Origin of the sequence: Novosphingobium flavum, from assembly GCF_014230315.1 — a bacterium.
Taxonomy (GTDB): domain Bacteria; phylum Pseudomonadota; class Alphaproteobacteria; order Sphingomonadales; family Sphingomonadaceae; genus Novosphingobium; species Novosphingobium flavum.
The window spans coordinates 47,632-72,740 of record NZ_JACLAW010000017.1 but is presented as its reverse complement, the minus strand read 5'-3'; the positions used below and the strand labels follow the sequence as shown (position 1 = coordinate 72,740).

The window sequence follows — 25,109 nt, the reverse complement described above, 5'->3', positions numbered from 1 at the left end:
ATCACCCCGACAAGCTGGTCAGCCTGAGCGCGGTGATCAGCGAACTCGAAGCCGAGGCCAGGCACGCCGAGGACGACATTGCCCGGACCCTGCTGGTCACCGCCTCGGCCATGCGCGCCGACGGGCTCGGCATGGGCTGGATCCACTTCCGGGTGAATTCCTCGCAGCTGCAGAACGCGATCCGCCGCCGGATCGACCCCGAGGGCCGGCTCGATCTCGCCAGCCAGGCCGCGCTGGTCCGGATGCGCGAGATGCTGGCCGAGGTGAAGCCGCTGCGCACCAATTTCGCGGCGCTGGCGATCGAGAACAGTACGGCGATCCGCCAGTTCCTCGCCATGGCCCAGATTCTGCGGCACATCGACGGCGATATCCCGATCCGCATGCTGGTGGCCGAGTGCGAGCAGCCGACCACGGTGCTCGCCGCGCTCTATTTCGCCAAGCTGTTCGGGATCGAGGACAAGGTCGACGTCTCGCCCCTGTTCGAGACCGAGAGCGCGCTGGAACACGGCGGCCGCTTCCTCGATGCCCTGCTCGCGGAAGAGGCCTACCGCGACTATGCCAAGGTGCGCGGCCGGGTCGCGATCCAGTGCGGCTTTTCCGATGCCGGCCGCTTCGTCGGCCAGATTCCGGCGGCGCTGGCGATCGAGCGCCTCCACGGCCGGCTGGCCGAGGCGATGAGCGCCAATGGCCTTGGCGGTGTTTCCGCGCTGATCTTCAACACCGGCGGCGAATCGATGGGGCGCGGCTGCCACCCCTCGGGGATTGAGGACCGGATCGACTGGCAGATGGCGCCCTGGGCCCGCCGCCGCTTCGTCCGCTCGGGGATCAAGCTCGAACCCGAAGTCTCCTTCCAGGGCGGCGACGGCTATCTCTATTTCGGCTCGCCCGAACTGGCCCAGGCGACCCTGACCCGCTTTGCCGAGCACGATCCGGCCGGGGCCGATTCCGCCGCGCCGACCGATCCGTTCTACCGCCGCACCGATCTCAGCCTCGATTTCTACCGCGCGATCCGCCGGGTTCAGCAGCGCCACCTCTCGAGCGCGACCTATTCGCGCGCGGTCACCGCCTTCGGCCTCGGCCTGCTCAACGATACCGGCAGCCGCAAGGCGCGCCGCCAGTCGGACCTCGCCGCCGATCGCAAGATGAGCCTGCGCCAGATCCGCGCGATCCCGCACAATGCCGTGCTCCAGCAGCTCGGCTACCCGGTCAACGTGATCGCCGGCTTCGGCACGGCGGCCGATGGCAACATCGAGGAAATTGCCGCCCTGCTGCGCGAGAGCGCGCGCGGGCGGCAGATGGTGCGGCTGGTCCGCGCCGCCAATGCCCTCGCCTCGATCAAGACCGAATCGGCCTTCGGCGAACTGTTCAATTCGGCCTATTGGGCTAGCCGGCCCTATCGCGGCGACGAGCCCCACATTGCCGGGGCCTGCCTGGCCCTGGCCGAATACCTCACCACCGATGACCGCGCCGGGGTGTTCCGCCGCCTCGCCTCGCGCCTGCGCGTCGATGCGCTCAAGCTGCACCGCCTGCTCGACCTCCTGCCGGATGACAGCCCGCTGCCCGAGCGCGAGCACATGCGGCGGACCATGGGTGTGCTCCAGGCGATCCGCCTCGCCCTGTTCCAGCACATGTTCATGCGCGTGGTCATGGTACCGGCCTTCAGCCGCGCCAACGACATCAGCCGCGAGGACGTGCTGGAGATGGTCTTCACCCTCAGGATCGACGACGCGCTCGCCCAGCTGCGCCGCGCCTTCCCGACCAGCTTCCCCGAGGTGGATGATTTCTCGGTCAACGAGCCGAGCGAATATCCCGACAGCGGAGCCAGCGGCTACAGCGTGATCCGCACCGAATATGTCGACCGGATCGAGCAGGCCTATCACCTGTCGCTCCAGATCACGACGGCCATCGCCAACGCCTTCGGCGCGCACGGGTAAGTGAGGAGAGGGCGGTACACCTGATGAGGTGGGAAAGCCGCATCTTTCAGCCGAATTTATGTGGAGCAGATTTGCCATGACCGCGATTATCGACATCCATGGCCGCGAGATCCTTGACAGCCGTGGCAATCCCACCGTCGAGGTGGATGTGCTGCTGGACGACGGCAGCTTCGGCCGCGCCGCCGTGCCCTCGGGTGCCTCGACCGGCGCGCACGAGGCCGTCGAACTGCGTGATGGCGACAAGGCGCGCTACCTCGGCAAGGGCGTGCTCAAGGCGGTCGACGCCGTGAACAACGAGATCAGTGAGGCCCTGCTCGGCCTCGACGCCGAGGACCAGCGCGACATCGACCTTGCGATGATCGAACTCGACGGAACCGAGAACAAGGCCCGTCTTGGCGCCAACGCCATCCTCGGCACCTCGCTCGCCATTGCCAAGGCTGCGGCCAATGCACGCGGCCTGCCGCTTTATGCCTACGTTGGCGGGGTTTCGGCCCATGTCCTGCCGGTGCCGATGATGAACATCATCAACGGCGGCGAACATGCCGACAACCCGATCGACTTCCAGGAATTCATGATCATGCCGGTCGGCGCTTCCTCGCTGGCCGAGGCGGTGCGCTGGGGCGCGGAAATCTTCCACACCCTGAAGAAGGGCCTGCACGAGAAGGGCCTCGCCACGGCCGTGGGCGACGAGGGCGGTTTCGCGCCGAACCTCGCCTCGACCCGCGCCGCGCTCGACTTCGTCATGGCCTCGATCGAGAAGGCCGGCTTCAAGGCGGGCACCGAGGTCAAGCTCGCGCTCGACTGCGCTGCGACCGAGTTCTTCAAGAACGGCAAGTACGAGATCAGCGGTGAAGGCCTCTCGCTCAGTCCGGTGCAGATGGCCGACTACCTGGCCGATCTCGCCGCGTCCTATCCGATCATCTCGATCGAGGACGGCATGGGCGAGGACGACTTCGAGGGGTGGAAGGCGCTGACCGACAAAGTCGGCGGCAAGGTCCAGCTGGTTGGCGACGACCTGTTCGTGACCAATCCCAAGCGCCTGACCATGGGGATCGAGATGGGCCTCGCCAACTCGCTGCTTGTCAAGGTCAACCAGATCGGCTCGCTGACCGAGACGCTGGAAGCCGTCTCCATCGCCCAGCGCAATGGCTATACCGCGGTCATGTCGCACCGTTCGGGCGAGACCGAGGACGCGACCATCGCTGACCTCGCGGTGGCGACCAACTGCGGTCAGATCAAGACCGGCTCGCTTGCCCGTTCGGACCGGCTTGCCAAGTACAACCAGCTGATCCGCATCGAGGAAGAGCTGGGCGCCGCGGCGGTCTATGCCGGGGCCAAGGCTTTCGGGCGGCTGGCCTGAATTGAATTCGACAGGCAGAGGCGCATTTGCCGACAAGCGTTAATCGCCGTCGAGCAAAGCCCCCGCACTCATCCCCAGCGGTGCCGCCAGCTTCTCCACCACGGTGATCGTCGGATTTCTGCGCCCCCGCTCGATGTCACTCACATAGGTCCGGTGGATCCCGGCGCGGTCGGCGTAGTCTTCCTGGCTCCAGCCTCTGGCCTCGCGCAGTGCGCGTACATTCTGGCCGAGGCGTATCCGAATATCCACGGCCGTCTACAGACAGCCATGTCGCCCATCGATCTACAGGCGATCAGTGACATTTGACGTTGACTTGCCGCGCAAACGAAGCCTGATGCGTGTCACTGATCGACGACATGAGGGCGCGGTATGGATGGGCGGATTTGCTGGATGGCAGCGGCGGCGGGACTGCTGGCGGGCGGGGCAGGGGCCCAGTCCAAAGAAGAGCGGATCGAGCCGAGTCCCGATCAGCTGCGAACGCTGAACGCGCTCACGCCTGAAGGTGTTGCTTCAGTCGTCGCGGTTGAAGGCGATGATCTCGAACCGGTGGTGGTGCTGACCACAGCCAGGGCGTGGAGCAGCAAGGGGAAATTCACAGACCGGGTGCGCTCCGACAACTTCCTGCGCGCCTTCATCGGAAAGAAGACGGGCGAGGCCCGCTTCCAGCTCTACCAGCAGGTCACCTACAGCTTCCAGTACCGTAATTTCCGGCAGGTGGTGTTCGCCACCTCCCAAGGGCCCCGGTCAGCACCCGTGACCGAACTGTCACACGAGGTGGTGACCTGCGCCGCTGGCCTGTGCGTCTACAAGGATACGCTTGGCTTTGATCTGCCCGAGAGCGTGGTGCGCGAAATTGCCGCCGGCTACCAGCCCGGAGCCTCACCCTTGTGGCGCTTCCGCTTCAAGGCGCAGAACGGCTTCGACTGGGAGGATCGCATCGCACCGGCCGAAGCTGCCGGGCTGCTGCTGGCGATCAGTCAGCGCGGGCCGAAGCCGTGAGCGGACCGGTCCCATGCTGAACTTCCGCACCATGCTGGAACTGGAGGACCTCGATCCGGCCGAGGTGCTGATCGTCCGGCATATCCCGCGCGAGGCATCGCTGGCGCGGGTGCTGCCATGGCTGGTGGTCGAGCGGCCGGACCTGTTCCTCGCCTGGCAGCAGATCCAGTGGGCATCGCTCGAGAAGGCGATGACCCGGGCGAGGTACATCGCCTCATTTGTCAGCCAGGATAGCAAGGCGGGAACCTTTGCCGGCATCTACCGGATCGGCAGTGCGCAGACCCTCGACTACGAGGGCTACTGCGCCTTTCCCGGCAACCGCGAACTCGAAGAGCTCGGCATGTCGCTGCGCGAGCCGGACATGGCGCCGTGCCTCGCCTTCGATCTCGAACGGCTGAGACATTATGAGGACTACATCGGCCGCCTCACGATCTCGTGGCCGCCACCGTTCCAGGGATGGTGGCGCCGGGCGAAGAGCGGTGCCTTTCCGGTGATGGCGATCGACCCGGAAAGCCGGTTCGTCCGCGGCATGCCGGACTGGCACGATCTGGTCCTCAACTGGCATGAGCTCAGGAGCCTGCCCGCCAGCTGGGCGGCAAAGCTCGCGCAGTGGCGCGGCGTCTACTTCATCCATGATGTGGCGAGCGGGTCCGGCTATGTCGGCTCGGCCTGCGGCGAGGACAACATCCTCGGCCGCTGGCTGAACTACGCGCGCACCGGCCACGGCGGCAACGCCGCCCTGCGCGCCTGTGATCCGGCAAACCTCAGTTTCTCTATCCTCCAGCGCACCTCGCCCGATCTGGAGGTGAGCGACGTCGTCGCGCTCGAGACCAGCTGGAAGAACCGGCTCCACACCCGGCGGTTCGGGCTTAACCGCAATTGAGGAGGCGAGGCGAGCCCGGCACGGCTCAGGCCCAGGGATCGTCGAAGGGGTAATAGCCGACCGAACCTTCATCATCGTCCTCATCATCAGCACAGACCAGTTCCGGCCCGGCCAGCGGCGCCGGGCGCCAGATGAGTTGCTGCCGGACCCATTCGAGCAACTGGGAGAGCGCATCGACCTGATCGTCAAAGCGTCCGCCGGGAAAGGCCTGCACCTCGCCCCGGAAATCCGCGAGCCAGGGGGCCTCTTCGGGGAGCAGGACCCGGCCGCTCTCGATCATCGAGCTCACACCCAGCGTGCGTGACTGCTTGTCAGCCTCGGGGCGCCTGGGGATGGGGGAGGGAACACCACCGGGTTCCTCGGCCCTGAGATTCTGGATCAGCTGGGTGCCCGATGCCTGGTCTTCGATGAGGAGTGTGCGCGGGTGCCATTCCCGCGCGAGCCGGATCGCCTCGCGGGTGAGGTCGGGGATCTGGAGCCGCCGCCGGAAGACATCGACGATCCATACGTCCTGGTCGCGAACAAGGGCGGTGACGCAGACCGACCAGTCGTTGTGCGGATTGTCCTTGCTCGCCGTATCCCACGACTGGACGATGCTGCCCCAGGTCATATCGGGCCTCTCGCGGAAGGTCCTGAACCAGTCTCCCCGGATGACATTGCCGATGGCTGGCACCGGGTCCTGCTGGTACTGGGCGGCAAAGGCGTAGGAACCCATTGCGGCCTTCAGTTCCATCAGCACGGCGAGCGGTTCGCGCTCCGGATGAAGGACATCGCCTTCGCGCCGCTGATGAACCCGGCCGCGGGTGAGCAGGATCGCCTCGTCCTCGCTCGCGATGGCCGGCAGCTTCAGGTGATCCCAGCCGCCGGCCTGAAGCAGGTTTCCGGCAAGGTCGTCTTCGTGGAGACGCTGCATCACGCACAGCATTGCGCCGCTGGTCTTGTCATCGAGGCGGGACGACAGGGTCGAGCGGAACCAGTTGTTGACGAAGGCGCGGGTCGTATCGGAATTGGCCTCTTCGGGTTTGATGACGTCGTCCATGATGATGATATCGCCGCCGCGCCCGGTCAGCGTGCCGCCGACCGAGGTGGCGAGCCGGCCCCCTTTGCGCGTGGTCTCGAAATCATAGGCGGCCGAGCGCTTGGCCGAGATGATCGTGCCGGGAAAGGCCTGACGGTACCACGGCGACTGCATGATCGCGAGGCAGTCGCGCGCCAGCTTCCACGACAGCTCGTTCGAGTAGCTGACGCAGACAAAGCTGAGCGTCGGGTCGCGGCCCAGCATCCAGGCGACCCAGGCCACGCTGATCGCGATCGACTTGCCGTTGCGCGGCGGCAGGGTGACGAGCAGGCGGCGGGTGTCACCGCGCCGTACGCGTTCGAGCTGGTGAACCAGCGCGTCGAGATGCCAGTTCCACAGCACGTCATCTCCGCCGCAGACCCAGGCGAATGCCCGCCGGAGAAAGTAGCTGAAATCCCGCGCCAGCAGGACATTGTGGACGGCGAGCGGATCGTCGAAGTCGTCAGCCCTCACCGCCCATCTCCTCATTCGCGCCGCCGGCGACCCGGGCATGATCCTCCTCGAGCTCGGCGAGATAGCTATCGAGCCGGGCCTGGTCCTGGCGCGACAGTTCGCCCTTGCCCGTGCCGCGATCCTCAAACCCGAAGGCCTGGGTGATCAGCGGGAGGAGCAGGGCCTGGGCCTTGAGGTCCCCGGAAGCGGCCCGCATGGTCAGCAAGGCCAGCGCCACTTCCTGCCGCGTACCCCGGATCTTGCGGCCCTTGATTTCCATCATGTGGCGAGCAGAGAGCTGTGCATGCAGATCGTTACGCAGGCCGCGGGCACCGCGCGGGCGCCCGGCCGGGTTACCCGACTGGCCCTTCCTGAACCGCGTGCGCCTGGGCGGATTGCCATAGCCGACCCGCTCATCCTCGCCGCCCGCGGTGTTGGCCGGCCCGCCGGGAAGATCGTTGTCCTCGCTCATGGCTCAGTCCTCCTTTCCGGGGGCGCGTTCGGCGGCGACCTCGGCGAAGGTCTGGCCGGTCGCCGCCAGCACCGGCGTGAGCCGGCTGGCATCGGCGAGGCGGGCAAGGGCGGTATCGACGTAGATCGGATCGATTTCGATCCCGGCGCCGCGCCGGCCCGTGCGGTACGCGGCGAGCAGGGTCGAACCCGAGCCCAGGCACGGGTCCAGAATCAGGTCGCCGCGGTTCGAGCAGTCGAGCATCAGGTCTGCAATCAGGGCGGTCGGCTTCACCGTTGAATGATCGGCCAGATCGCGCTTGCGCCCCTTGCGGAACGCGTTGGCGCCGGCATACCTGACGACGTTGGTGCGGTAGCGGCCCGAGTCGCCGAGCCCGAAATTGTTGATGTGCTTGCCGGTGCCCGACTTGAACACTGCGACCAGTTCGTGCTGGCTGCGGTAGAAGGTTCCCATTCCTCCCACTCCTTTATCCCATATCAGCAACTGCTTGTGCTCGGTATAGACGCCGTCCGAGGCATCGAGCAGTTCGCGCATGTGGCGCCAGTCCATCGAGATGTAGTGGATCGAGCCCGGCACCGAGAAACGGGCCAGCATGCGGAAGATGGCGCGCAGGAAGCCGGTGAACTGGCCCTGGTCCAGCTCCCCTACTGCCATGCAAAACTCACGGTGCTGGCCGGTGCCGGAGACAAAGCCGTTGACGGGCACGTTATACGGCGGGTCCGCAAAGACCATGGTTGCGCGCTCCTCGCCGAGCAGGGCCTCGTAGCAGGCAGCCTCGCGTGCATCGCCGCACCAGATACGGTGCGGCCCGATCAGCCAGAGATCGCCGGGTCGGCTGACGGCGATCGCATCGGGCGCGGGAAGTTCGACCTTTTCGGGCTTTGCTTCCTTTTCCGGAAGGGAGAAGTCGAGATCCGCGGTGGTGAAGCCGGTCAGCTCGAGATCGAAGCCCTCGTTGAAGAGCTTGTCGAGCTCCTCGGCCAGCAGGTCCTCGTCCCAGCTGCTCAGCTCCGGAAGCCTGTTCTCCGCCAGAGCGAAAGCGCGGTGATCGGCCTCGCTCAGGAACCTGGCGCGGATGGTCGGAACTTCCTCGAGGCCCATCTCCTTTGCAGCCAGCCAGCGGGCGTGCCCGGCAGCGATCAGGTTGGCCTCGTCGACGACGAGCGGCACGAGAAACCCGAACTTGCGGATGCTGGCACAGATCAGCTTGATCTGCCGATCGGAGTGGACCCTGGGGTTCTTCGGATTGGGCTTGAGCGAGCCGGTCGGGACCAGCTCGATGTTGGGGTGGTTGGAAAACTTACGCATCTGACGCTCCCGGGTTGAAAGGGAGCAGATCAGTTACAGCAGGTCAGCGCCGTTTTGACTCACGAAAACCGCGGCGAATTTTCCCTGATACAAGGTTGCGGATGGTCGCTTCGGATGGACAGGGAGGCATCAACCTTTGCATTGTTTCGGCTGTCATCTTCAGAGCTCGTTCGCTGCGGTTTGCAGCTGCAGGAATGACGACCTTGCCGAGGGGGGCATGCTCGATGTGGCCTTTTGTTGCAGTTTCCAACCTCTCGTAAAAGATCCGGTACAGACCGCGGATCAGGTTGTCGCGGCGGAGCTTCGATATGGTTCGGTAGGCTCTCAGTGCTCTGGTAAATTCGCGAAGGCCCTTGCCTGATGTCAGGCGGCCGATCAGCAATTCGACAAAACGCGGCGGAATGTCGGTGCGAGCGAGCTCACGCAGGTGGTCGGTGAGGGTGGCTGCTCTGCGGATACCCTGCCGGGGCCTTCCGCGGCGCTGACGGGCCGGGTCAAGTTCAGTGCGAAGGAGTTCCATCAGCTCCGGTGACATGAGCGGCGGATCTATTCTTTCGGCCGCTTCGAGCAGCATTTCATCGGTCGGTTGCCCGTATCGCACTTTGTAGCCGACCACCATGTCAGCAGTAGTGGCGCTCAGGTGGGAGAAGTCTGCTGGCATAGATGATGCTCGGACGTGGTGAATTCAGCTTCTTACCGACATTCAGGCAACGCCAACAGGTTGTCTGTCCAGGTGTTGTCGCGGTACGTCCGGACGTACTTCGTCCCGCGCGCGGTTTCAGCCGTGCCGACCCGAGCGGTGTTGCCATTGGCATCACGGACGAAGGCTTGACCCTTCCGGTTCTTGATCCAGTCGTACATTTCCAGGCGAGTGGATTTCCCGCTTTTCCCCGTGCCCTCGTTAATCCAGCCGAGATGGCTGATCGCTGCATGAGGGTTCTCGTGATTGCCCCCATCCTTGTTGATGCATGTGATGCGAACCGTCATTGGAGTCCTCGCTGCTGGATCATTTAAGATAGTTGATGGCGTAACGGATGTTGGCGCGACCGCCGCCGAGGTCGACCACCGTGTTCCAGTGCCCGCTGCTCGGAATACAGAGGATCGCAGGGAGGCGCTTGAAGAAGCCGCCGAAGTGACGGAAGGTCTGACCACGCCGGTAAAGCGAATAGTTGTGGTCATCCATCACGAGAACGTTGCACTGGTAATTGCAATCCACGCGGACCCGATTTCCCACCTCGAGCCAATCTCTGGCATGAATATGATCCACGAAGATTCTCCTTTGGATTGGGGCGTTAGCCCTTGGGCGGATACGGGTCGTTGCCGTAGGACCAGGCCTCGCGGAACTTGACGTCGCGACCCTGGATGCGAAGCTCTGATTCCTGATTGCGCGCGATGTCCCGCCCAAAAGCAATGGCCTCCCGCTGCGTGTCAAACGTCTGGGTCAGCCGCGAATTGCCTTCCCCGCGAACGCTCCAGCGATCGCCATTGCGCACGACATATTGGTTCTTTCCGCTCATTTTGGTCTCCTTTCGACGCATGCGAATCACATTCCGCTTGACTCACCTGTCGACGATATGATTCACGCCGTTTCAACAGAGAGGCGATTTCACAAGTGATGCAAACCGTCTCACTTATGAAACAGTATGGGGCCGCGGGTTCCATGTCAATGCCCCTGTTGGAGACTCTATGACCCTGCCGATCGAGGAACTGGGCAAACTAGTCGTGCGCAAACGCGGAAGCCGCGGAATTCGGGCCACGGCGGCCGAAATCGAGGTTAGTCCCGCTACTCTTTCACGGGTTGAGAACGGCCACCTTCCCGACCTCGCGACGTTTGCGAAGATTTGCCGGTGGCTTGATGTTGATCCGGCTCGATTCCTTGGCGTCAAGGCAAGCGACGTTGAACCTCCCCAAAAGCGTGCGGTCGCCCATTTCCGCAAAAAGTCTACGGTTTCGCTCGAAACGGCGACATCGTTGGGTGCGCTCATTCTCGCCGCGCAGCGCGCCCGCCAAGCGCGTGCTGAGCTGGTGCGCGGAGAATGACATGCGTCGAGGGTTCAAGGCCGAATCCGAGCGAATGGCTGCTGCTGCGCGTACCGCATTGGGGCTGTCCGCAACCGATAAGCTCTGTCCATGGCGATATGCCGAACACCTCGGCGTCATCGTCTACGAGGCCAGCGATCTCGATCTAGAACCTGAGCACGCCTCGCAACTGCTGGTGCGAGACCCGGATAGTTGGTCGGGTATGACGCTCTTGGAAGAAGGCGTCCACCTCGTCGTCTTGAACTCGTCTCATCCGGATACCCGCCGCGCATCGACCTTGATGCATGAACTCGCCCACATCATCCTCGAGCACGTTCCGGCCGAAGTGGAGGTCTCCCCCACCGGATTGGTGCTGTTGTCCGACTATTCGGCCGACCAGGAAGATGAAGCAGATTGGTTGGGGGCTGCGCTGCTTCTGCCGGAGACAGCCCTGATTCAACTGCGCAGCCGAGGTCTGTCAGTGGAGGCGATTGCGCAGGAGTTCGGAGTGAGCGCGCAGATATGCCATTGGCGCTGTCGGATGACGGGAGTCGAGAAGCGTCTCGCTTTCCGGCGCCGCGCCAATTAGGCCTTACCGCAACAGGTAAAAATCGCTCGGCGCAACGGCAGGTCTTGAAGGCTATGGCCCGCCAGCAAACTGGCGCGCAGTTCGTCGATGTCGTCCGGACCAAGGGCGGCCACAGATAGCTGCGCTGGCTGCCCGTGAAAAATAAGCAATGAAATCGAGCTAGGCCTCAAGCTGCTCCCTGTGCCAAGCATTAATTTCCCTGTTCGAATGGCCAGGGAATTCCGCGATGGAGGCGAGGAATTGCGCGGCTCCGAGCTGTTGGGGTCTGCGATTTTGAGCAGCGGAACGCAAATTTCCCTGTAGTTTCCCAGATAAACAGGGAATTGCGAGAGCAGACGTCCGATTGCGGTCGTGCCCACACCTCCAACTTCATTTACCTGCTATATCAATAACTTAACTCTGGGCAGCCGGCCCGGAGTTCTGCGGCTTTGCGGGCTAATTGGGCGTCGGGACCCCGTCTCTGGGACTCGGTAGAATGGCTGAGCAACGCCGAAAACGGCTGTATTCTCTGCAAAGTCTTTGCGGCGCATTCTGCATCAATGGATTTGAAAATAGCAGCTTTCTGGAGACCGGTCGCTCGAAGTGGTTGGGGAACGAAGGGCGCTGGCTCTCACAACGTGATCTCCCGTTCCACGCCAATTGCTTCAAGAAACGTGGGATCATGGCTGACCACAAGGATGGCGCCATCGTAGGATGACAGCGCCTGCTCGATCACCTCGATCGATTCCAGATCGAGATGGTTGGTGGGCTCGTCCAGCAACAGCAGCTGCGGGATTGGGGAAGCCGACAGAACGCAGGCCAGCCCGGCCCGCAGGCATTCCCCGCCGCTGAGATCCCTCACGCTCCTGTCACCCTCCACGTTGCGGAAGGCGAAACGGGCAAGTGCGGCACGTGCCGCGTTCTCATCCAGCTCCTTGTTGAGGCGCCGCATGTTGGCGACCAGCGTGGCGCCGCGATCAAGCTGGCCGACCGTCTGATCGAGCAAGGCCGAGGGTGCCGGGCGCCGGATCTCTCCTGCCTGGGGTGTGATCAGTCCTCCAGCCAATTTGAGCAGCGTTGATTTGCCCGCACCGTTGCGGCCGCTGACTGCGACCCGTTCCGGTCCGCGCAGATCAAAGGACAGGTGTTCGAATAAACGCCGGTCACCCCATCCCCATGACACCTCATGGAATGACAGGACCTGACGGTTTGAGGGCAGTCCGCATTGGGGAACCTGAACGTTGAGCGGCGTAATCACTTCTACCTGAGCGCGAGCGTCGTTCAGAGTGGCCGCAAGCGCTGATGCTCGCTGCTCGGCAAGGAGATCGCCGCGCCCGCTGCTTTTCTCGGCGCGTTCGCGCTGACGGCCCATCAGGATTTTCGGCGCGCTGCCACTCGCGGCGTAAGCCTGGCCTGCCCGATCCCGCCGCAACTTGCGTTCGCGCGCGTCCTGCGCTTGTCGGGCGCCGGCCCGGGCATGACGGTGGGCGCGTTCCAGTTCGGCCTCAGCCCGTTCTCGGACAGCATCGCGCTCGTCCACCCAGGATGACCAGTTGCCACCGTGAACGGTTACGCGCGTGGGCGAGAGCGACACAATCCGGTCTACGTTCTCGAGCAGAAGACGGTCGTGGCTCACGATCAGCGCCCCACCTTTCCACTCTGCGAGGAAAGCGGCGATGGCATGTCTGCCTGCGCGGTCGAGATTGTTGGTCGGCTCGTCAAGCAGGAGCAGGTCGGGTGGATCGATCAGCAGTCCGGCAATGGCGAGCCGTGTGCGCTCGCCGCCACTGAACGTCGTCAGGGGGCGATCCAGCTGGATGGGCGGTAGGCCAGCTTCGGCCAGTGCGTTCACCACTCTCGGTGGCAGAGTCCAGTCCGCTTCAGCAAAATCTGTCTCGTCGCCTATGCCGGACTCGATACGGTCCAACCGGGCCAGTGCATCGGCGACGCCGAGCGCCTTGCCCGCTGTCGTCTCCCCTGGTTCGAGGCTCTGGCGGAGGACTCCCATGGTCCCATTACGATGGATCGTTCCCCGCTGGGGTGTGATCTCGCCGAGAATGGCGCGGAGCAATGACGATTTGCCCGCGCCGTTCCTGCCGACGACGCCCATGCGCTCGCGGCCGACGCTGAACGACAGATCGGAAAACAAAGGACGGCCAGTGGGCGTTGTGAGCGCCACTCCATCGAGGGTTAGAAAAGCGGACATGATGGTACCGGAAACAACAATCGTGACGGGCGAATTCAGCGCGTCTTCCGGTCCATCTCTTCCTCCTGTGGCGGCCAACAAAGCGGCCGCGTTTCAGGTGTTTACCCCAAGCCTCGCTTCGGTGCAAATCCCAGGGACGGACTCCATCGACCCACGGAACCGGTTTGTCGCCAATATTTCCATCAGAGACGTTTCGTTTCTCGTGCATGCCTCCAACCATTGTCGAGACATTTTCGGTGACGGATACGCCGGGCAAGAACGGCGGACTTCCGCGCGATTCCGCCCACCTTGAGATGGGCTACCCTGTCTCCGCCAAGGCCGAATGTGGCCCGAATTACGCCAGAAACACCCAGCGTCTCCGGGCAGAATTTAGCAGCGACGGTTGCGTCCGTAACAATGTTTGCCGCCTCGATGCCCGCCTCAATGGTTGTCGCGCGGCAGGCCCATGGACTGGGCAATGCGCTGGTACTTTTCCGAGCCTTCGAGAATGGCTCCGCTCGAAAGCTGTCCGACCAGGCGCCGCTGGATCTCCTGCCACGGGGTCTGCGAGGGGGGATAGGGATAGCCGCCTGCGGCCTCCAGCGCCGCCCGCCGTTCGGCCAGTTCCTCGTCCGCAATCAGGACGTCGACCCGGCCTTCGCGCAGGTCGAGCCGCACCCGGTCCCCGGTCCTGAGCAGGGCGAGGCCGCCCATGGCCGCCGCTTCGGGGCTGGCGTTGAGGATGGACGGGCTGCCGCTCGTCCCCGATTGCCGGCCATCGCCGATGCAGGGCAAGGCGCCCACCCCTTCGGTGATCAGGTAGGCCGGCGGGCGCATGTTCACCACTTCGGCCGCGCCGGGATAGCCGATCGGCCCCGCGCCGCGCATGAACATCAGGGTTTCCGCCGTGATACCCAGCGCAGGATCGTCGATCCGGTGGTGGTAGTCCTCCGGCCCGTCGAACACGACCGCAGGCCCCTCGAACGCGCCGGGATCTGCCGGGTTCGAAAGATATCGCTCGCGGAATTCCGCGCTGATCACGCTGGTCTTCATGATCGCCGCGTCGAACAGGTTGCCGGTCAGGACGAGGAAGCCCGCTTCCTCGCGCAGCGGCCGGGCGAACGGGCGGATCACGCGCTCGTCCTCGATCTCCACGCCGCGGCAATTGTCGCCAATGGTCCGGCCGTTCACGGTCATCGCGCCTTCGGCGATCAGGCCCTGCCCGATCAGCTGCGCCACGACCGCCGGAACCCCGCCGGCCCGGTAATAGTCCTCGCCGAGGTATTCGCCGGCGGGCTGGAGGTTGACCAGCAGCGGAACCTTGTGGCCCAGCCGCTGCCAATCATCGAGTGGCAGGTCGACCCCGACATGGCGGGCGATGGCGGCCAGGTGGATTGGCGCATTGGTCGATCCGCCGATGGCGGAATTGACCACGATGGCGTTGTGAAACGCCTCCAGTGTCATGATGTCGGACGGCTTGAGATCCTCATGCACCATGCCGACGATCCGCTTGCCGGTGTGATAGGCGCACTCCTGCCGGTCGCGGTAGGGCGCCGGAATTGCGGCGGAGGCGGGCAGCATCATGCCCAGCGCCTCGGCCAGGCTGTTCATGGTCGAGGCCGTGCCCATCGTGTTGCAATAGCCGGTCGATGGAGCCGACGAGGCGACCAGCTTGATGAAGCCCTCCGCGTCCAGTTCGCCGGCCGCCATCATCTGGCGCCCCTTCCACACGATGGTGCCCGAACCGGTGCGCTCGCCCTTGTGCCAGCCGTTGAGCATCGGCCCGACCGATAGCGCGATCGCCGGAATGTTCACCGTGGCCGCAGCCATCAGCAGGGCCGGCGTGGTCTTGTCGCAGCCGGTGGTCAGCACGACCCCGTCGATCGGATAGCCGTAGAGCGCCTCGACCAGGCCGAGATAGGCGAGGTTGCGATCGAGCCCGGCGGTCGGGCGCTTGCCCGTTTCCTGGATCGGGTGGACAGGAAATTCGAGCGCGATGCCGCCCGCCTCGCGGATGCCCTCTCGCATCCGCTCTGCCAGGACCAGGTGGTGGCGATTGCAGGGCGAAAGGTCGCTGCCGGTCTGGGCAATCCCGATGATCGGCTTGCCCGAGCGCAGCTCTTCAAGGCTGATCCCGAAGTTGAGATAGCGCTCGAGGTAGAGCGAGGTCATGTCGATGTTGTCGGGATTGTCGAACCAGGCGCGCGAGCGAAGCTTGGTCGAAGGCCGGGCAGGGGGTGTTTCGGTCATTTAAGCAGTCGCCTGGATTGGAAGCGGCAATGGGGCGTGGTCGTGCGATCGCTCACTTGCGCAGCCCATTGACGCGGGATTGCCTCATATATACTCCTACAAATGAAAAGAGCGCAAGCCGGCACGCCACGGGCGGTCACGGCGGCGCGAGCGAGAGGACATCAGGATATGCCGCCAGTGGTATCGTCATCCGGGGTCGGCGCCGGCCACCCCGCCAGCGGGGTGCGCTACGGCCCGGCACTGACCCTGCTGGCCAGCCTGTTCTTCATGTGGGGCTTCATCACGGTCATCAACAACACGCTGCTGCCGCACCTGCGCAGCGTGTTCGAGCTGAACTACACGCAAACCACCCTGATCGAATCCGTCTGGTTCATCGCTTATTTCGTGGCGTCGATCCCATCGGCCAAGCTGATCGAGCGGATCGGCTACCAGAAGTCGCTGGTCATCGGCTTGCTGGTCATGGCGGCGGGCGCGCTGGGCATGATGCTGGCGGCCTCCATCCCCTCCTACGGCGTCACGCTGGCCATGCTGTTCGTGATCGCCAGCGGCATTACCCTGCTGCAGGTCGCGGCCAATCCCTATGTCGCGGTGGTGGGCAAGCCGGAAACGGCGTCGTCCCGCCTGAACCTGGTCCAGGCCATGAATTCGGCCGGCACCATGCTCGCCCCGATGTTCGGGGCCTATCTGATCCTCGGCCGGTCCAAGGGCGGCACGGCCACGGCCGACACCGTTCTCACTCATGCCGAACGCCTCGCCGATGCCCAGTCGGTACTCTTGCCCTATGCCCTCGTCGCCGCCGTGCTGGTCGTGCTCGCCGTGGTCATCGCGCGCTTTCCGCTGCCGGCGATGGGCTCGGCCACGCAGCGCCTTGCCGCCGAAGAGCGCAAGCACCTCTCGCTGTGGAAGCACCGCAACCTCGTGTTCGGCGTGCCGGCAATCTTCATCTACCTGATCGCGGAGATCGGCGTCGCCAACCTGTTCGTCAATTTCGTCAGCCAGCCCGATATCGCCAACCTGACGCACGAACAGGCGGGCAAGTACCTCACTTTCCTGTGGGGCGGCATGATGGTCGGGCGCTTCGCTGGATCGGCCATCATGCAGAAAGTCGATGCCGGACTGGTTCTGGCGGCATTCTCGATCGGCGCGTTCGTCGTCATGCTCGTCACCGTGTTCTCCACCGGGCCGGCGGCGATGTGGTCGCTGATCCTGGTCGGGCTGTTCCACTCGATCATGTTCCCGACGATCTTCACCCTCGGCATTCGCGGCCTTGGTCCGTTGACCGAGGAAGGCTCGGGCCTGCTGATCATGGCGATTGCCGGCGGCGCGCTCGTCGTCGTGCAAGGCTACCTGGCCGACAGCTACGGCCTTCAGGCCTCGTTCCTGCTGACGGCGGCCTGCGAACTCTATGTGCTGTTCTATGCGCTGTGGGGTTCGCGTCCGACTCACGCCCTGCCCGATGTGACACTGGAAGACTGACCGGCGGGTGCTGGCCGATCCCGCGGCTCAAGCCGCGGGGTTGCCCAGCCCCATCGACTTGCGGGTATCTTCCAGCGCCAGGTCGACCAGCAGGCTCATGGCTTCGGCCGCCGCCTCGCCGTCGCCCGCCGCTATGGCATCGAACACCCGCGCGTGTTCGGGAATGGGGTTGCGCGGCAATTCGCGCGAGCGCTGCTTGAACTGCGTCGTCCAGTGAACCGCCGCGCCGATGGAGGCGCTCAGCACGATCAGCGCCTGATTGCCGGTGGCGCGCAGGATGGCATCGTGGAAATCCCGGTCGGCCGCCCGTCCGGCCTCGGTGGTCAGCATGTGCCGGCGCATTCCGGCCAGCGCCTCGCGCATGATCCGAACGTCCTCTTTCGAACGGCGCAAGGCGGCGAGGCGCGCCGCGGCCGGCTCGATGATCGAGCGCAGTTCGAACAGGTCGCGCACGAAAGTCACGTCCGGCTCGCCGGCAAAGGCCCAGGCGAGCACCTCGGGATCGAGCAGGTTCCAGCGATCGCGCGGCTGGACCCGCGTTCCCGCCTTGGGGCGGCTCGCGACCAGCCCCTTGGCGGTCAGGACCTGGATCGCCTCGCGGTAGGCGCCGCGCGAAACCTTCAGCTCCTCGGCAAAAACCACTTCGCCGGGCAGCACGTCGCCCGGAGCATATTGGCCGGACAGGATCGCCGTGCCCAGCTTGTGGGCCAGGGCACCGTGAAGCCGGCGGCCCGGCCCCCGCGTGGCCGGGTCCCGGCCATCCGCCGTCAGGGCCTGGCTGCTCGTTTCGGGCTCATGTCCGACATCTGTCACGCGGCGGGCTCCTCCGAGGCTCACTTAACAGCGGGTCAGCCCGGCTGAAACGAATATGTGCGAGGATTATTGCCTTTCGCCCATCGCGCCAATATGTAGGAGTAAATAATGCTCGCGCCAAGGTTGGGCCTTGCGCATCCTGACCTGCGCCTGGCGCACCGGAGAGTTTCCCTATGTCCCTTCGCCTCCTCCAGATGCGCGCCGCCGATGGCACGCGTTCGGTCGTTTTTGCCGATGGGGGCAAGGCCGCTGTGCTCGGCGGTGTCGCCACGATCCGCGAACTGGCGCAAGGCGCGATTGCCTCGGGCATGAGCTTGGCCGAAGCCGCGCGGGCCTGCCCCGGCGGCGCGGAAATCGACTTGCCGCATGAACTGGCGGCCGGCCGCTTCATCGCCCCGATCGATCACGCCGATCCCGCGCACCTCCTGCTGACCGGAACCGGCCTCACGCACCTCGGTTCGGCCGAGGGGCGCGACAAGATGCACCGCGATGCCGCCATGGCCGAGCACAAGACCGATTCCATGCGCATCTTCCTCGAAGGGCTGGAAGGCGGCAAGCCGGCCGAAGGCCAGATCGGCCAGCAGCCCGAATGGTTCTACAAGGGCGACGGCTCTCAGCTGGTCGGCCCGGGCGAGCCGCTCGAAATGCCCGGCTTTGCGAAGGATGGCGGCGAAGAGCCGGAACTCGCCGGGATCTACCTGATCGGGCCTGACGGCACACCGTTCCGGCTCGGCTTCGCCCTCGCCAACGAATTCTCCGATCACGTGACCGAGCGGCACAACTATCTCTGGCTCGCTCACTCCAAGCTGCGCAAGGCCGCGATCGGCCCCGAATTGCTGATCGACCAGGCCCCGGCGGACCTGCGCGGGACCAGCCGCATCCTGCGAGATGGCAAGGTTCTGTGGGAAAAGCCCTTCCTGTCGGGCGAGGATAACATGAGCCACAGCCTCGCCAACCTTGAGCACCATCACTTCAAGTATGGCCTGTTCCGCCGCCCCGGCGACGTTCACGTCCACTTCTTCGGCACGGCCACGCTCTCGTTCAGCGACGGCCTTCGCACGCAAGTCGGCGATGCGTTCGAGATCGAGGCGGCGCCCTTCACCCTGCCGCTGCGCAACCCGCTGACCCGCGCCGAGGCGGCCGATGCCCCGGTCGCCGTCCGGGTGCTGTAACGGCGATGGCTCCGGTCCGCATCGCCGTGGTCGGCCTTGGCAAGATTGCCCGGGACCAGCATCTTCCGGCTATTGCCGCAAACCCGGCGTTCACCCTCGTCGCCACGGTCAGCCGCGAGGGCGATGGAGTGCCCGGCGTCCCCCATTTCCAGAGCCTCGACCAGTTGCTGGAGCGCGGGCCGGCCATCGATGCCGCCGCGCTCTGCACCCCGCCGCAGGTCCGCCATGAACTGGCAGCCATGGCGCTGGCGCGCGGAACTCACCTCTTCCTCGAGAAGCCGCCCGGCGCGACCCTGGCCGAAGTCGCCGCGCTGCAAGGCATGGCGCAGGCTTCGGGCGCCACGCTCTTCGCCAGCTGGCATTCCCGCTTTGCCGCCGGGGTCGCGCCGGCAAGGTCATGGCTGGCTGGCCGCCGGATAGACCGCGTCCAGATCACTTGGCGCGAGGACGTGCGGGTCTGGCATCCCGGACAGGCGTGGATCTGGGAACCGGGCGGGCTGGGCGTGTTCGATCCGGGGATCAACGCCCTGTCCATCGCCACTCACATCCTCCCGCAGCGGTTCTTCCTCAAGTCCGCCGTCCTCGAATTCCCCGCCAACCGCGCCGCGCCGATCGCGGCGGACATGCATTTTTGCGACACGCATGGCGCGCCGATCCACATGGACCTCGATTGGCGGCAGACCGGCCCGCAGACCTGGGACATCGTGGTCGAGACCGACGCGGGCCGGCTCACCCTGTCGAACGGCGGCGCGGTTCTCGCCTTGCCCGATCGGACCGAGCGGGACGAAGACCGGGAATATGCCGGGCTCTATGCCCACTTCGCCGCGCTGATCCGGTCCGGGCAGTGCGACGTCGATGTAACCCCGTTGCAGCTCGTTGCAGATGCCTTCCTGTGTGGGCGGCGGCGCGAAGTGGAAGCATTTGAAGACTGACCGGACTACGGCAAGGCGGAAGGACACGGAATGACTGCCGAACTGATCGCCGTCGACTGGGGGACGACGAACCGCCGCGCCTATGTCCTGGACGGCGATGGAAAGGTTCTGCGCAGCGAGCGCGACAGCAAGGGTTTGCTCGCGGTCGCGCCGGGCGGATTTCCCGCCGAACTCGCGGCCTTGCGCGCCGAACTCGGGCAATTCCCGGTGCTGATGGCGGGCATGGTGGGTTCGGCCAAGGGGTGGGTCAACGTGCCCTACCTGTCCTGCCCCGCCGGGATCGCCGATCTGGCCGGGGCGCTCGAATGGTGCGAACCGGGCCGCACCGCGATCGTGCCGGGTCTGGCCGATCCGGCGGGCGACGTGATGCGCGGCGAAGAGGTGCAGCTGCTGGGGGCTGTCGCCGCCGCACTGGCCCCGCCCGATTCCCTGCTCTGTCAGCCGGGCACCCATTGCAAATGGGCCCGCATGGCGGGCGGCCGGATCGCCGGTTTTTCAACGGCCATGACCGGCGAACTCTTCGCCCTTCTCAAGGAGCACAGCCTGCTGGCCGATTTCCTGACCGGCCCGGTCAGCGATGGCCCCGCCTTCCGCGATGGTGTCCGCGCGGGCATGGACGGGAGATTGCCCGGCCTCCTGTTCCGGACCCGCGCCGCTGCCCTGCTCGGCCGCCGCAGTGCGCAGGACAGCGCTTCCTATGCTTCGGGTCTGCTGATCGGAAACGACGTGGGCGGCGCTGCCATAGCGCGGGAAGAGCCAGTGTTCATTCTGGCCGATCCGCATCTGGGCCAGCTCTATTCCGCCGCCGTCGCCATCGCCGGTGGCCGTCCCACGCTTATCGACAGTCATGCCGCCTTCGTGTCCGGCATCGCCCGCATCTGGAAAGCCAGCCAATCATGAGCAGTCCCCGCGAGATCCTGAGTGCAGCCCTGGCCCGCCATCCCTTGGTGGCCATCCTGCGCGGTGTCCGCCCCGACGAGGTCGAGGCGATCGCGGACGCGATCGTCGCGGCCGGCTTCACCATGATCGAGGTCCCGCTGAACTCGCCCGATCCGCTGGCTTCGATCGAACGGCTTTCGCGGCGCTATGGCGAGGACGTGCTGGTCGGCGCGGGTACGGTGTTGAGCCCGGGCGATGTCGAGGCCGTGGCGCGGGCAGGAGGGCGGTTGATCGTTTCCCCGAACGTCAACGGCGAGGTCATCCGCGCCAGCGCGGCCAAGGGCCTGCTTTCCCTGCCGGGCTTCTTCACACCCAGCGAGGCTTTCGCCGCCATTGAAGCCGGCGCGACGGGACTGAAGCTCTTTCCGGCCGAGGGCGCCAGCCCTGTTGTCCTGAAGGCCATGCGCGCCGTCTTGCCCAAGGATATGCCGGTATTCGCCGTCGGCGGCGTGGGCGTCGCAAACCTGGGGGAGTGGATGGCGGCCGGTGCCGACGGCGCGGGGCTTGGCTCGGGCCTGTACAAGCCGGGAATGTCCGCCGAAGAGGTCGGCGCCCGCGCGGCCGAATTCTCCGATGCGCTTCGGAACGCGCGCGCCGCCTGACCGCTCGTTTCGTCGCCGCCGCCGCCCGGCTTCGGAAGCGGACCTAGATCGTCAGGAAGATCGCGTTCCGCTCGGGCCCGTTCCAGTCGAGCGCCGCGCGCAACAGGGCGCGCTTGACCGCACAGTTGTCCTCGGCGCTTGCCCGTTCCTGCAGGGCCTTCCCGACCTGGCTTTGGGTCAGGCCAGTCGCCCTGATAATCTGGCCGACCAGTTCGCCCGGAACACTCGCCTGGCTGGGCCCGGAAGCCGGCACCTCGACGAGCTTGCCGGCTTCGGCAAGGCGCGATGCGAGTTTCGCCTCCTGCCGGCGCACGGTCGTTGGAATGGAGACGCCCCCAAAATCAAGCGAATGCATCGATTGCAGGCATGTCGCCGAGCCGAGTTTGCTTGCTGCATCGAGATAGGCGAGGTGCACGGCCATGGTATCGTCAAGCGTGGCCCCTTTCTCGCGGCGCCCGGCGAGAAACACGCGGCGATGGACAAAATCCACCGCCTGCGCGATCGCCGCGGCTTCGTCGGCGCCGCTGTTGCGGGCCGCGCGGATGCGGGCTTCGAACGAAGCGGACAGGCTGGCTTGGTGCTCGCGCAGCCAGGCGATCGTCTTGCCCTCGCCGAAGGCCGCGATCACCGCGGCATCGCGGATGCGTTCATAGTCCGGGTCTGCGGTGGCGACGGCGGCGGGCGGGCCAAACTGCCCGTCCAGCTTGTCAGGCCGCGCGTCTGAATTGAGCCCCGGAATGAACCGAACGACCTGGATCATAAAGAGAATGCCTGTCCAGACCGCGAACATGGGAAAGCGCGCATTGGCGCCCTCGGCGAACCTGCCTGCCGCGAATGAAATGCTGGGTCCGCCACCACCTTCCCACGAAGCAACCCGCTGCGGATCAAAATGATCTTCTAGTTCCGGGAAATTCTCGCGAACGCCCTTCAGAAGCCGTATCACGTCGGGACGATTCACCCGGAGGCGTTGCAAGACCGTCGAGCGTCCCGGCTGATGCAGTTCTACCCACGCCTTGTGGAATCGATGCGCGGGATCGACGACATCGCTCTGGAACCGGAAGCCACGCAAACGCGCGTTGAGCCAGGCTATCGAAGAACGCTCGTGCAGCTGACCGCGCTCGTTTTCCCAGCCAAAGGCCTCGGCGGTTGGAGGAAGGAGCGGCGCGCTGCGCGGCCAGGCGCGGGCAATGGTGTCGGCCAGCCAGCCTTCGATCTGGCCATGCAGGGTCAGATCGGCCGAGGCGGCATCGGCGAGGATCTGGCCGAGCCAGCCGTTCGCCCGTGCCAGTTCCGCCTCGTCCAGCGGGGCGTCCTCGCCGGCACTCAGCAGGGTGTAAAGGTCCCGGTCGGGCCGGCTGAGCGCAACTCCGTCGGCGGCAGCGTGGCCGCCTCGGGCGAGCTGCGGCGGCCCGGCGAAGGCGCGTTCGACCGCCGGCGAGAAGTCGGGCAGTCGCAGCTCGACAGGCTCCGGGCGCTCTTGCCGCGGCGGGATTTCTGCCTGACCGACAAGATGGATCGGGATCATGTCCTGATCGGCCAGATCCGGCCGCAACGGGGCGGCGTAGGGCCATTCGCGCGGTGGCTCGGCCGGGTCATCGGACAAGCTGGCAGGTGCAGCCGTCTCCGGCTCGGGCGCCTCGGCTGCCTGCGCGGCCTTGGCCAACCGGAGCGCAAGGTCGCGTGCCTGGCGCAGGGCCGCATAGGCCTGGGGCTCGGCATCGACATCGAGCGCCTTGAGCTTCGCGGCGTAGGCCTTGCGGATGGCCGGAACGTCCGCACCGGACTTGATCCCGAGGAGGCGATTTGCCTGGCCCGGGTTCACAGCGGCGCCTCGGCCGCGATGGCATCCAGCCGCTGGCCGAGGATCGCCCGGGCGTCCGCGATCCGGCGAGGGTCCTGGGATTCCAGGGCCCCGGCAAATTCGGTGATCCAGTGGCCGACCGCCTGCCGTTCGTCCCCGATCAGGTCCTCGTAGGTCTTGTCCGCCCGGGCCATGAGCGCGACGTTCTGCGCCTCTTCCCGAGGATGGAACTTCAGCTTGGCAAGGGCCGCGCGCCGTTCGGCCAGATCCTTTTCGGACTGCCGGTCCGCCTCATCGACGATGACGAGGCTGCGCTGGAGCGCGGTCTGGGGGATGGTCACGTCAACCTCCAGCAAGCCGCTGCTGTCATAGCTGAAGCGGACGTCGGCCGTGATCTCGCCGGCCGGGCGCGGCGGAACCGGAACCGAGATGACGCCAAGGTGGATATTGCCCGAAACGACCCGCGCCTCGCCCTGATAGATATTGAAGCGCAGTTCGCGCTGGTTGTCCTGCACCGTCTGGTACGTGCTCAAGCGGCTCACCGGCACCGGGGTATTGCGATCGATGATCGGTGAGAAAACCCCGTGGTGAATATGGCCGTTGCTGTCGCGCTCGATCATGTCGACCCCGAGCGTGAAGGGGCAGACATCCGATATGCGGATCTCCTCCAGAGCCGCATCGCGCGACAGCAGCCCGGCCTGGACCGCCGCGCCCAGGGCCACGGCGTGATCGGGGTGCACCGTGGCATTGGGGAAGCGGCCGAACATGCGGGTGATCGCCTTGCGCACGATCGGCATCCGGGTCGCGCCGCCGACCAGCACGATCTCGCTCAGTTCCGCAACGTCGAACGTGCAGTCCCGGAGGGCGCGCACCACCGGTTCCCGCAGGCGCTGGATCAGGGCGGCCGAGGCTTCCTCGAGGTCGGCGGCGGTAACGCGGGTTTCCAGCCTTTCTTCCCCGGCGATCACGGTGAACACGGCCTCGTCGGCCTCCGACAGCTGGCGCCTTACCGCTTCCGCCGCCCTGAGCAGCAGCGCTTCGCGCTTCACGTCATCGAGCCGGGCGAGCAGCCCCGACGGATCGAGGCGGGGCTTGACCAAGCCCGCGAGGGCGGCGTTGAAGTCGTCCCCGCCCAGCCGGTTGTCACCCGCCGAGGCGCGTACCTCGACCACGCCCTCGAACTTTTCGACGATCGATACGTCGAAAGTGCCGCCGCCAAGATCGAAGACCAGGAAGGGCTCCCGGTCCTCCTGATCCTGCAGGCCGAAGGCGAGGGCGGCGGCGGTGGGTTCGTTGATCAGGCGGCGGACCTTCAGCCCCGCGATCTCGCCGGCGCGGCGGGTCGCTTTGCGCTGGCGATCGTTGAAATAGGCCGGGACCGTGATCACCGCTTCGGCAGGGCGCTCGCCGAAGGCCGCCTCCACGTCGTCGCACAGCGATTTCAGGACGAGCGCCGAAAGATCGTCAGCCTTGAACTTGCGCTTGCCGAGCGAAACGGTGCGGTCGGTCCCCATGTAGCGCTTGAAGCTGAGCGCCGTGTCGTTCGGGTGAGTGCCGAACCGCTCCAGCGCCGCCGCGCCGACATAGGTCTTGCCATCGGGATCGAGGGAAACGGCCGAGGGGGTGAGCGGGTCGCCCAGCGCGTTGGAAACCAGTATCGCTTGCCCGTCGCGCCAGATGGCGACCGCGCTGTTGGTGGTTCCCAGATCGATCCCGACGATCATAGCCTTGTGATGCCCCTCTCACATGATTTGCATCGAACTGACCAAACGCGATGCGCAAAAGCAAGATGCGTCAAGCGAAGCAGGGCGAATTGCGCTCGGCGGCCTCGCCGGGCGGCAATGGTGAATAGCCTTTGCGATGACGCGAGGCCCGCAGGCCCCGGA

Annotated in this window: 24 protein-coding genes; 11 read left to right on the top strand and 13 right to left on the bottom strand. The window is 65.5% G+C overall.

What is annotated here, in order from left to right; all coding sequences use genetic code 11:
- Both H7F51_RS17625 and eno read left to right on the top strand, forming a co-directional pair.
- On the top strand, positions 1-1,934 hold a 1,934-nt coding region (locus tag H7F51_RS17625), incomplete at its 5' end, for a phosphoenolpyruvate carboxylase (RefSeq protein ID WP_185665633.1).
- A gap of 76 nt (positions 1,935-2,010) precedes the next feature.
- Complete coding sequence (gene eno / locus H7F51_RS17620; protein WP_185665632.1) at positions 2,011-3,294, top strand: phosphopyruvate hydratase; 1,284 nt, start codon at positions 2,011-2,013, stop codon at positions 3,292-3,294.
- 39 nt (positions 3,295-3,333) lie between these two features.
- On the opposite strand, the gene H7F51_RS17615 is transcribed toward eno, so the two are convergent.
- Entirely contained in the window at positions 3,334-3,543 is a 210-nt protein-coding gene (locus tag H7F51_RS17615) for a helix-turn-helix domain-containing protein (RefSeq protein WP_185665631.1), read from the bottom strand.
- A 120-nt stretch (positions 3,544-3,663) separates the two neighbouring features.
- On the opposite strand from H7F51_RS17615, the gene H7F51_RS17610 reads away from it, so the two are divergent.
- The gene (locus H7F51_RS17610; protein ID WP_221774208.1) at positions 3,664-4,293 is read left to right on the top strand and encodes a hypothetical protein; all 630 of its coding nucleotides are present in this window, start codon (positions 3,664-3,666) and stop codon (positions 4,291-4,293) included.
- Positions 4,294-4,306: 13 nt separating this feature from the next.
- The gene (locus tag H7F51_RS17605; protein ID WP_185665629.1) at positions 4,307-5,176 is read left to right on the top strand and encodes a GIY-YIG nuclease family protein; all 870 of its coding nucleotides are present in this window, start codon (positions 4,307-4,309) and stop codon (positions 5,174-5,176) included.
- A gap of 25 nt (positions 5,177-5,201) precedes the next feature.
- Here the strand turns inward: H7F51_RS17605 and terL are convergent, their stop codons facing one another.
- The 7 genes from terL to H7F51_RS17570 are packed head-to-tail and all read right to left on the bottom strand — an operon-like array spanning position 5,202 to position 9,983.
- Positions 5,202-6,707 (bottom strand): phage terminase large subunit, encoded by a 1,506-nt coding sequence (gene terL, locus H7F51_RS18930; protein ID WP_185665628.1) that lies wholly within the window; start codon positions 6,705-6,707, stop codon positions 5,202-5,204.
- Complete coding sequence (locus tag H7F51_RS17595; RefSeq protein ID WP_185665627.1) at positions 6,697-7,158, bottom strand: DUF5681 domain-containing protein; 462 nt, start codon at positions 7,156-7,158, stop codon at positions 6,697-6,699. Before H7F51_RS17595 ends, terL begins: the two co-directional genes overlap by 11 nt.
- A gap of 3 nt (positions 7,159-7,161) precedes the next feature.
- Entirely contained in the window at positions 7,162-8,466 is a 1,305-nt protein-coding gene (locus H7F51_RS17590; RefSeq protein WP_185665626.1) for a site-specific DNA-methyltransferase, read from the bottom strand.
- 43 nt (positions 8,467-8,509) lie between these two features.
- The gene (locus H7F51_RS17585) at positions 8,510-9,127 is read right to left on the bottom strand and encodes a hypothetical protein (RefSeq protein WP_185665625.1); all 618 of its coding nucleotides are present in this window, start codon (positions 9,125-9,127) and stop codon (positions 8,510-8,512) included.
- A 32-nt stretch (positions 9,128-9,159) separates the two neighbouring features.
- Positions 9,160-9,453 carry a DUF3892 domain-containing protein gene (locus tag H7F51_RS17580; protein ID WP_185665624.1) on the bottom strand — a complete coding sequence of 98 codons (294 nt, stop codon included), beginning with the start codon at positions 9,451-9,453 and terminating at the stop codon, positions 9,160-9,162.
- Positions 9,454-9,472: 19 nt separating this feature from the next.
- Positions 9,473-9,733, bottom strand: coding sequence for a DUF1883 domain-containing protein (locus tag H7F51_RS17575; RefSeq protein ID WP_185665623.1), 261 nt, complete (start codon positions 9,731-9,733; stop codon positions 9,473-9,475).
- A gap of 25 nt (positions 9,734-9,758) precedes the next feature.
- Positions 9,759-9,983: a DUF2188 domain-containing protein gene (locus H7F51_RS17570; RefSeq protein ID WP_185665622.1), complete on the bottom strand. Its 225-nt coding sequence runs from the start codon at positions 9,981-9,983 to the stop codon at positions 9,759-9,761.
- Positions 9,984-10,152: 169 nt separating this feature from the next.
- On the opposite strand from H7F51_RS17570, the gene H7F51_RS17565 reads away from it, so the two are divergent.
- Together H7F51_RS17565 and H7F51_RS17560 are read left to right on the top strand one after the other, a co-directional pair.
- Positions 10,153-10,506: a helix-turn-helix domain-containing protein gene (locus H7F51_RS17565; RefSeq protein ID WP_185665621.1), complete on the top strand. Its 354-nt coding sequence runs from the start codon at positions 10,153-10,155 to the stop codon at positions 10,504-10,506.
- A 1-nt stretch (position 10,507) separates the two neighbouring features.
- Positions 10,508-11,074 carry an ImmA/IrrE family metallo-endopeptidase gene (locus H7F51_RS17560; protein ID WP_246448679.1) on the top strand — a complete coding sequence of 189 codons (567 nt, stop codon included), beginning with the start codon at positions 10,508-10,510 and terminating at the stop codon, positions 11,072-11,074.
- A gap of 610 nt (positions 11,075-11,684) precedes the next feature.
- On the opposite strand, the gene H7F51_RS17555 is transcribed toward H7F51_RS17560, so the two are convergent.
- Together H7F51_RS17555 and H7F51_RS17550 are read right to left on the bottom strand one after the other, a co-directional pair.
- On the bottom strand, positions 11,685-13,337 hold the full coding sequence (locus tag H7F51_RS17555) for an ABC-F family ATP-binding cassette domain-containing protein (protein WP_343061325.1): 1,653 nt from the start codon (positions 13,335-13,337) through the stop codon (positions 11,685-11,687).
- Between the two features lie 342 nt (positions 13,338-13,679).
- Positions 13,680-15,488, bottom strand: coding sequence for an IlvD/Edd family dehydratase (locus tag H7F51_RS17550; RefSeq protein ID WP_185665620.1), 1,809 nt, complete (start codon positions 15,486-15,488; stop codon positions 13,680-13,682).
- Positions 15,489-15,656: 168 nt separating this feature from the next.
- Between H7F51_RS17550 and H7F51_RS17545 the strand changes: the two genes are divergently transcribed.
- Complete coding sequence (locus tag H7F51_RS17545) at positions 15,657-16,964, top strand: sugar MFS transporter (protein ID WP_185665619.1); 1,308 nt, start codon at positions 15,657-15,659, stop codon at positions 16,962-16,964.
- A 27-nt stretch (positions 16,965-16,991) separates the two neighbouring features.
- Here the strand turns inward: H7F51_RS17545 and H7F51_RS17540 are convergent, their stop codons facing one another.
- Positions 16,992-17,735 (bottom strand): FadR/GntR family transcriptional regulator, encoded by a 744-nt coding sequence (locus H7F51_RS17540; RefSeq protein WP_185665639.1) that lies wholly within the window; start codon positions 17,733-17,735, stop codon positions 16,992-16,994.
- A 215-nt stretch (positions 17,736-17,950) separates the two neighbouring features.
- Between H7F51_RS17540 and araD1 the strand changes: the two genes are divergently transcribed.
- The 4 genes from araD1 to H7F51_RS17520 are packed head-to-tail and all read left to right on the top strand — an operon-like array spanning position 17,951 to position 21,422.
- On the top strand, positions 17,951-18,949 hold the full coding sequence (gene araD1 / locus H7F51_RS17535) for an AraD1 family protein (protein WP_185665618.1): 999 nt from the start codon (positions 17,951-17,953) through the stop codon (positions 18,947-18,949).
- Between the two features lie 5 nt (positions 18,950-18,954).
- The gene (locus H7F51_RS17530) at positions 18,955-19,881 is read left to right on the top strand and encodes a Gfo/Idh/MocA family protein (RefSeq protein ID WP_185665617.1); all 927 of its coding nucleotides are present in this window, start codon (positions 18,955-18,957) and stop codon (positions 19,879-19,881) included.
- 30 nt (positions 19,882-19,911) lie between these two features.
- On the top strand, positions 19,912-20,781 hold the full coding sequence (locus H7F51_RS17525) for a 2-dehydro-3-deoxygalactonokinase (protein WP_185665616.1): 870 nt from the start codon (positions 19,912-19,914) through the stop codon (positions 20,779-20,781).
- Positions 20,778-21,422 carry a 2-dehydro-3-deoxy-6-phosphogalactonate aldolase gene (locus tag H7F51_RS17520; RefSeq protein ID WP_185665615.1) on the top strand — a complete coding sequence of 215 codons (645 nt, stop codon included), beginning with the start codon at positions 20,778-20,780 and terminating at the stop codon, positions 21,420-21,422. The genes H7F51_RS17525 and H7F51_RS17520 overlap by 4 nt, the downstream gene beginning before the upstream one ends.
- Before the next feature lie 43 nt (positions 21,423-21,465).
- On the opposite strand, the gene H7F51_RS17515 is transcribed toward H7F51_RS17520, so the two are convergent.
- Complete coding sequence (locus H7F51_RS17515) at positions 21,466-23,244, bottom strand: hypothetical protein (RefSeq protein ID WP_185665614.1); 1,779 nt, start codon at positions 23,242-23,244, stop codon at positions 21,466-21,468.
- Positions 23,241-24,947, bottom strand: coding sequence for an Hsp70 family protein (locus H7F51_RS17510; protein ID WP_185665613.1), 1,707 nt, complete (start codon positions 24,945-24,947; stop codon positions 23,241-23,243). The genes H7F51_RS17515 and H7F51_RS17510 overlap by 4 nt, the downstream gene beginning before the upstream one ends.
- Positions 24,948-25,109: the final 162 nt, after the last annotated feature.

Bases quoted from the DNA above. Each gene is read 5' to 3' on its own strand.
- araD1 (WP_185665618.1), top strand. From the start codon at position 17,951: ATGTCCCTTCGCCTCCTCCAGATGCGCGCCGCCGATGGCACGCGTTCG.
- H7F51_RS17550 (WP_185665620.1), bottom strand. From the start codon at position 15,488: ATGACCGAAACACCCCCTGCCCGGCCTTCGACCAAGCTTCGCTCGCGC.
- H7F51_RS17545 (WP_185665619.1), top strand. From the start codon at position 15,657: ATGCCGCCAGTGGTATCGTCATCCGGGGTCGGCGCCGGCCACCCCGCC.
- H7F51_RS17580 (WP_185665624.1), bottom strand. From the start codon at position 9,453: ATGACGGTTCGCATCACATGCATCAACAAGGATGGGGGCAATCACGAG.
- H7F51_RS17530 (WP_185665617.1), top strand. From the start codon at position 18,955: ATGGCTCCGGTCCGCATCGCCGTGGTCGGCCTTGGCAAGATTGCCCGG.
- eno (WP_185665632.1), top strand. From the start codon at position 2,011: ATGACCGCGATTATCGACATCCATGGCCGCGAGATCCTTGACAGCCGT.
- H7F51_RS17570 (WP_185665622.1), bottom strand. From the start codon at position 9,983: ATGAGCGGAAAGAACCAATATGTCGTGCGCAATGGCGATCGCTGGAGC.
- H7F51_RS17510 (WP_185665613.1), bottom strand. From the start codon at position 24,947: ATGATCGTCGGGATCGATCTGGGAACCACCAACAGCGCGGTCGCCATC.
- H7F51_RS17605 (WP_185665629.1), top strand. From the start codon at position 4,307: ATGCTGAACTTCCGCACCATGCTGGAACTGGAGGACCTCGATCCGGCC.
- H7F51_RS17565 (WP_185665621.1), top strand. From the start codon at position 10,153: ATGACCCTGCCGATCGAGGAACTGGGCAAACTAGTCGTGCGCAAACGC.
- H7F51_RS17585 (WP_185665625.1), bottom strand. From the start codon at position 9,127: ATGCCAGCAGACTTCTCCCACCTGAGCGCCACTACTGCTGACATGGTG.
- H7F51_RS17590 (WP_185665626.1), bottom strand. From the start codon at position 8,466: ATGCGTAAGTTTTCCAACCACCCCAACATCGAGCTGGTCCCGACCGGC.
- H7F51_RS17610 (WP_221774208.1), top strand. From the start codon at position 3,664: ATGGATGGGCGGATTTGCTGGATGGCAGCGGCGGCGGGACTGCTGGCG.
- H7F51_RS17560 (WP_246448679.1), top strand. From the start codon at position 10,508: ATGCGTCGAGGGTTCAAGGCCGAATCCGAGCGAATGGCTGCTGCTGCG.
- H7F51_RS17595 (WP_185665627.1), bottom strand. From the start codon at position 7,158: ATGAGCGAGGACAACGATCTTCCCGGCGGGCCGGCCAACACCGCGGGC.
- H7F51_RS17525 (WP_185665616.1), top strand. From the start codon at position 19,912: ATGACTGCCGAACTGATCGCCGTCGACTGGGGGACGACGAACCGCCGC.
- H7F51_RS17520 (WP_185665615.1), top strand. From the start codon at position 20,778: ATGAGCAGTCCCCGCGAGATCCTGAGTGCAGCCCTGGCCCGCCATCCC.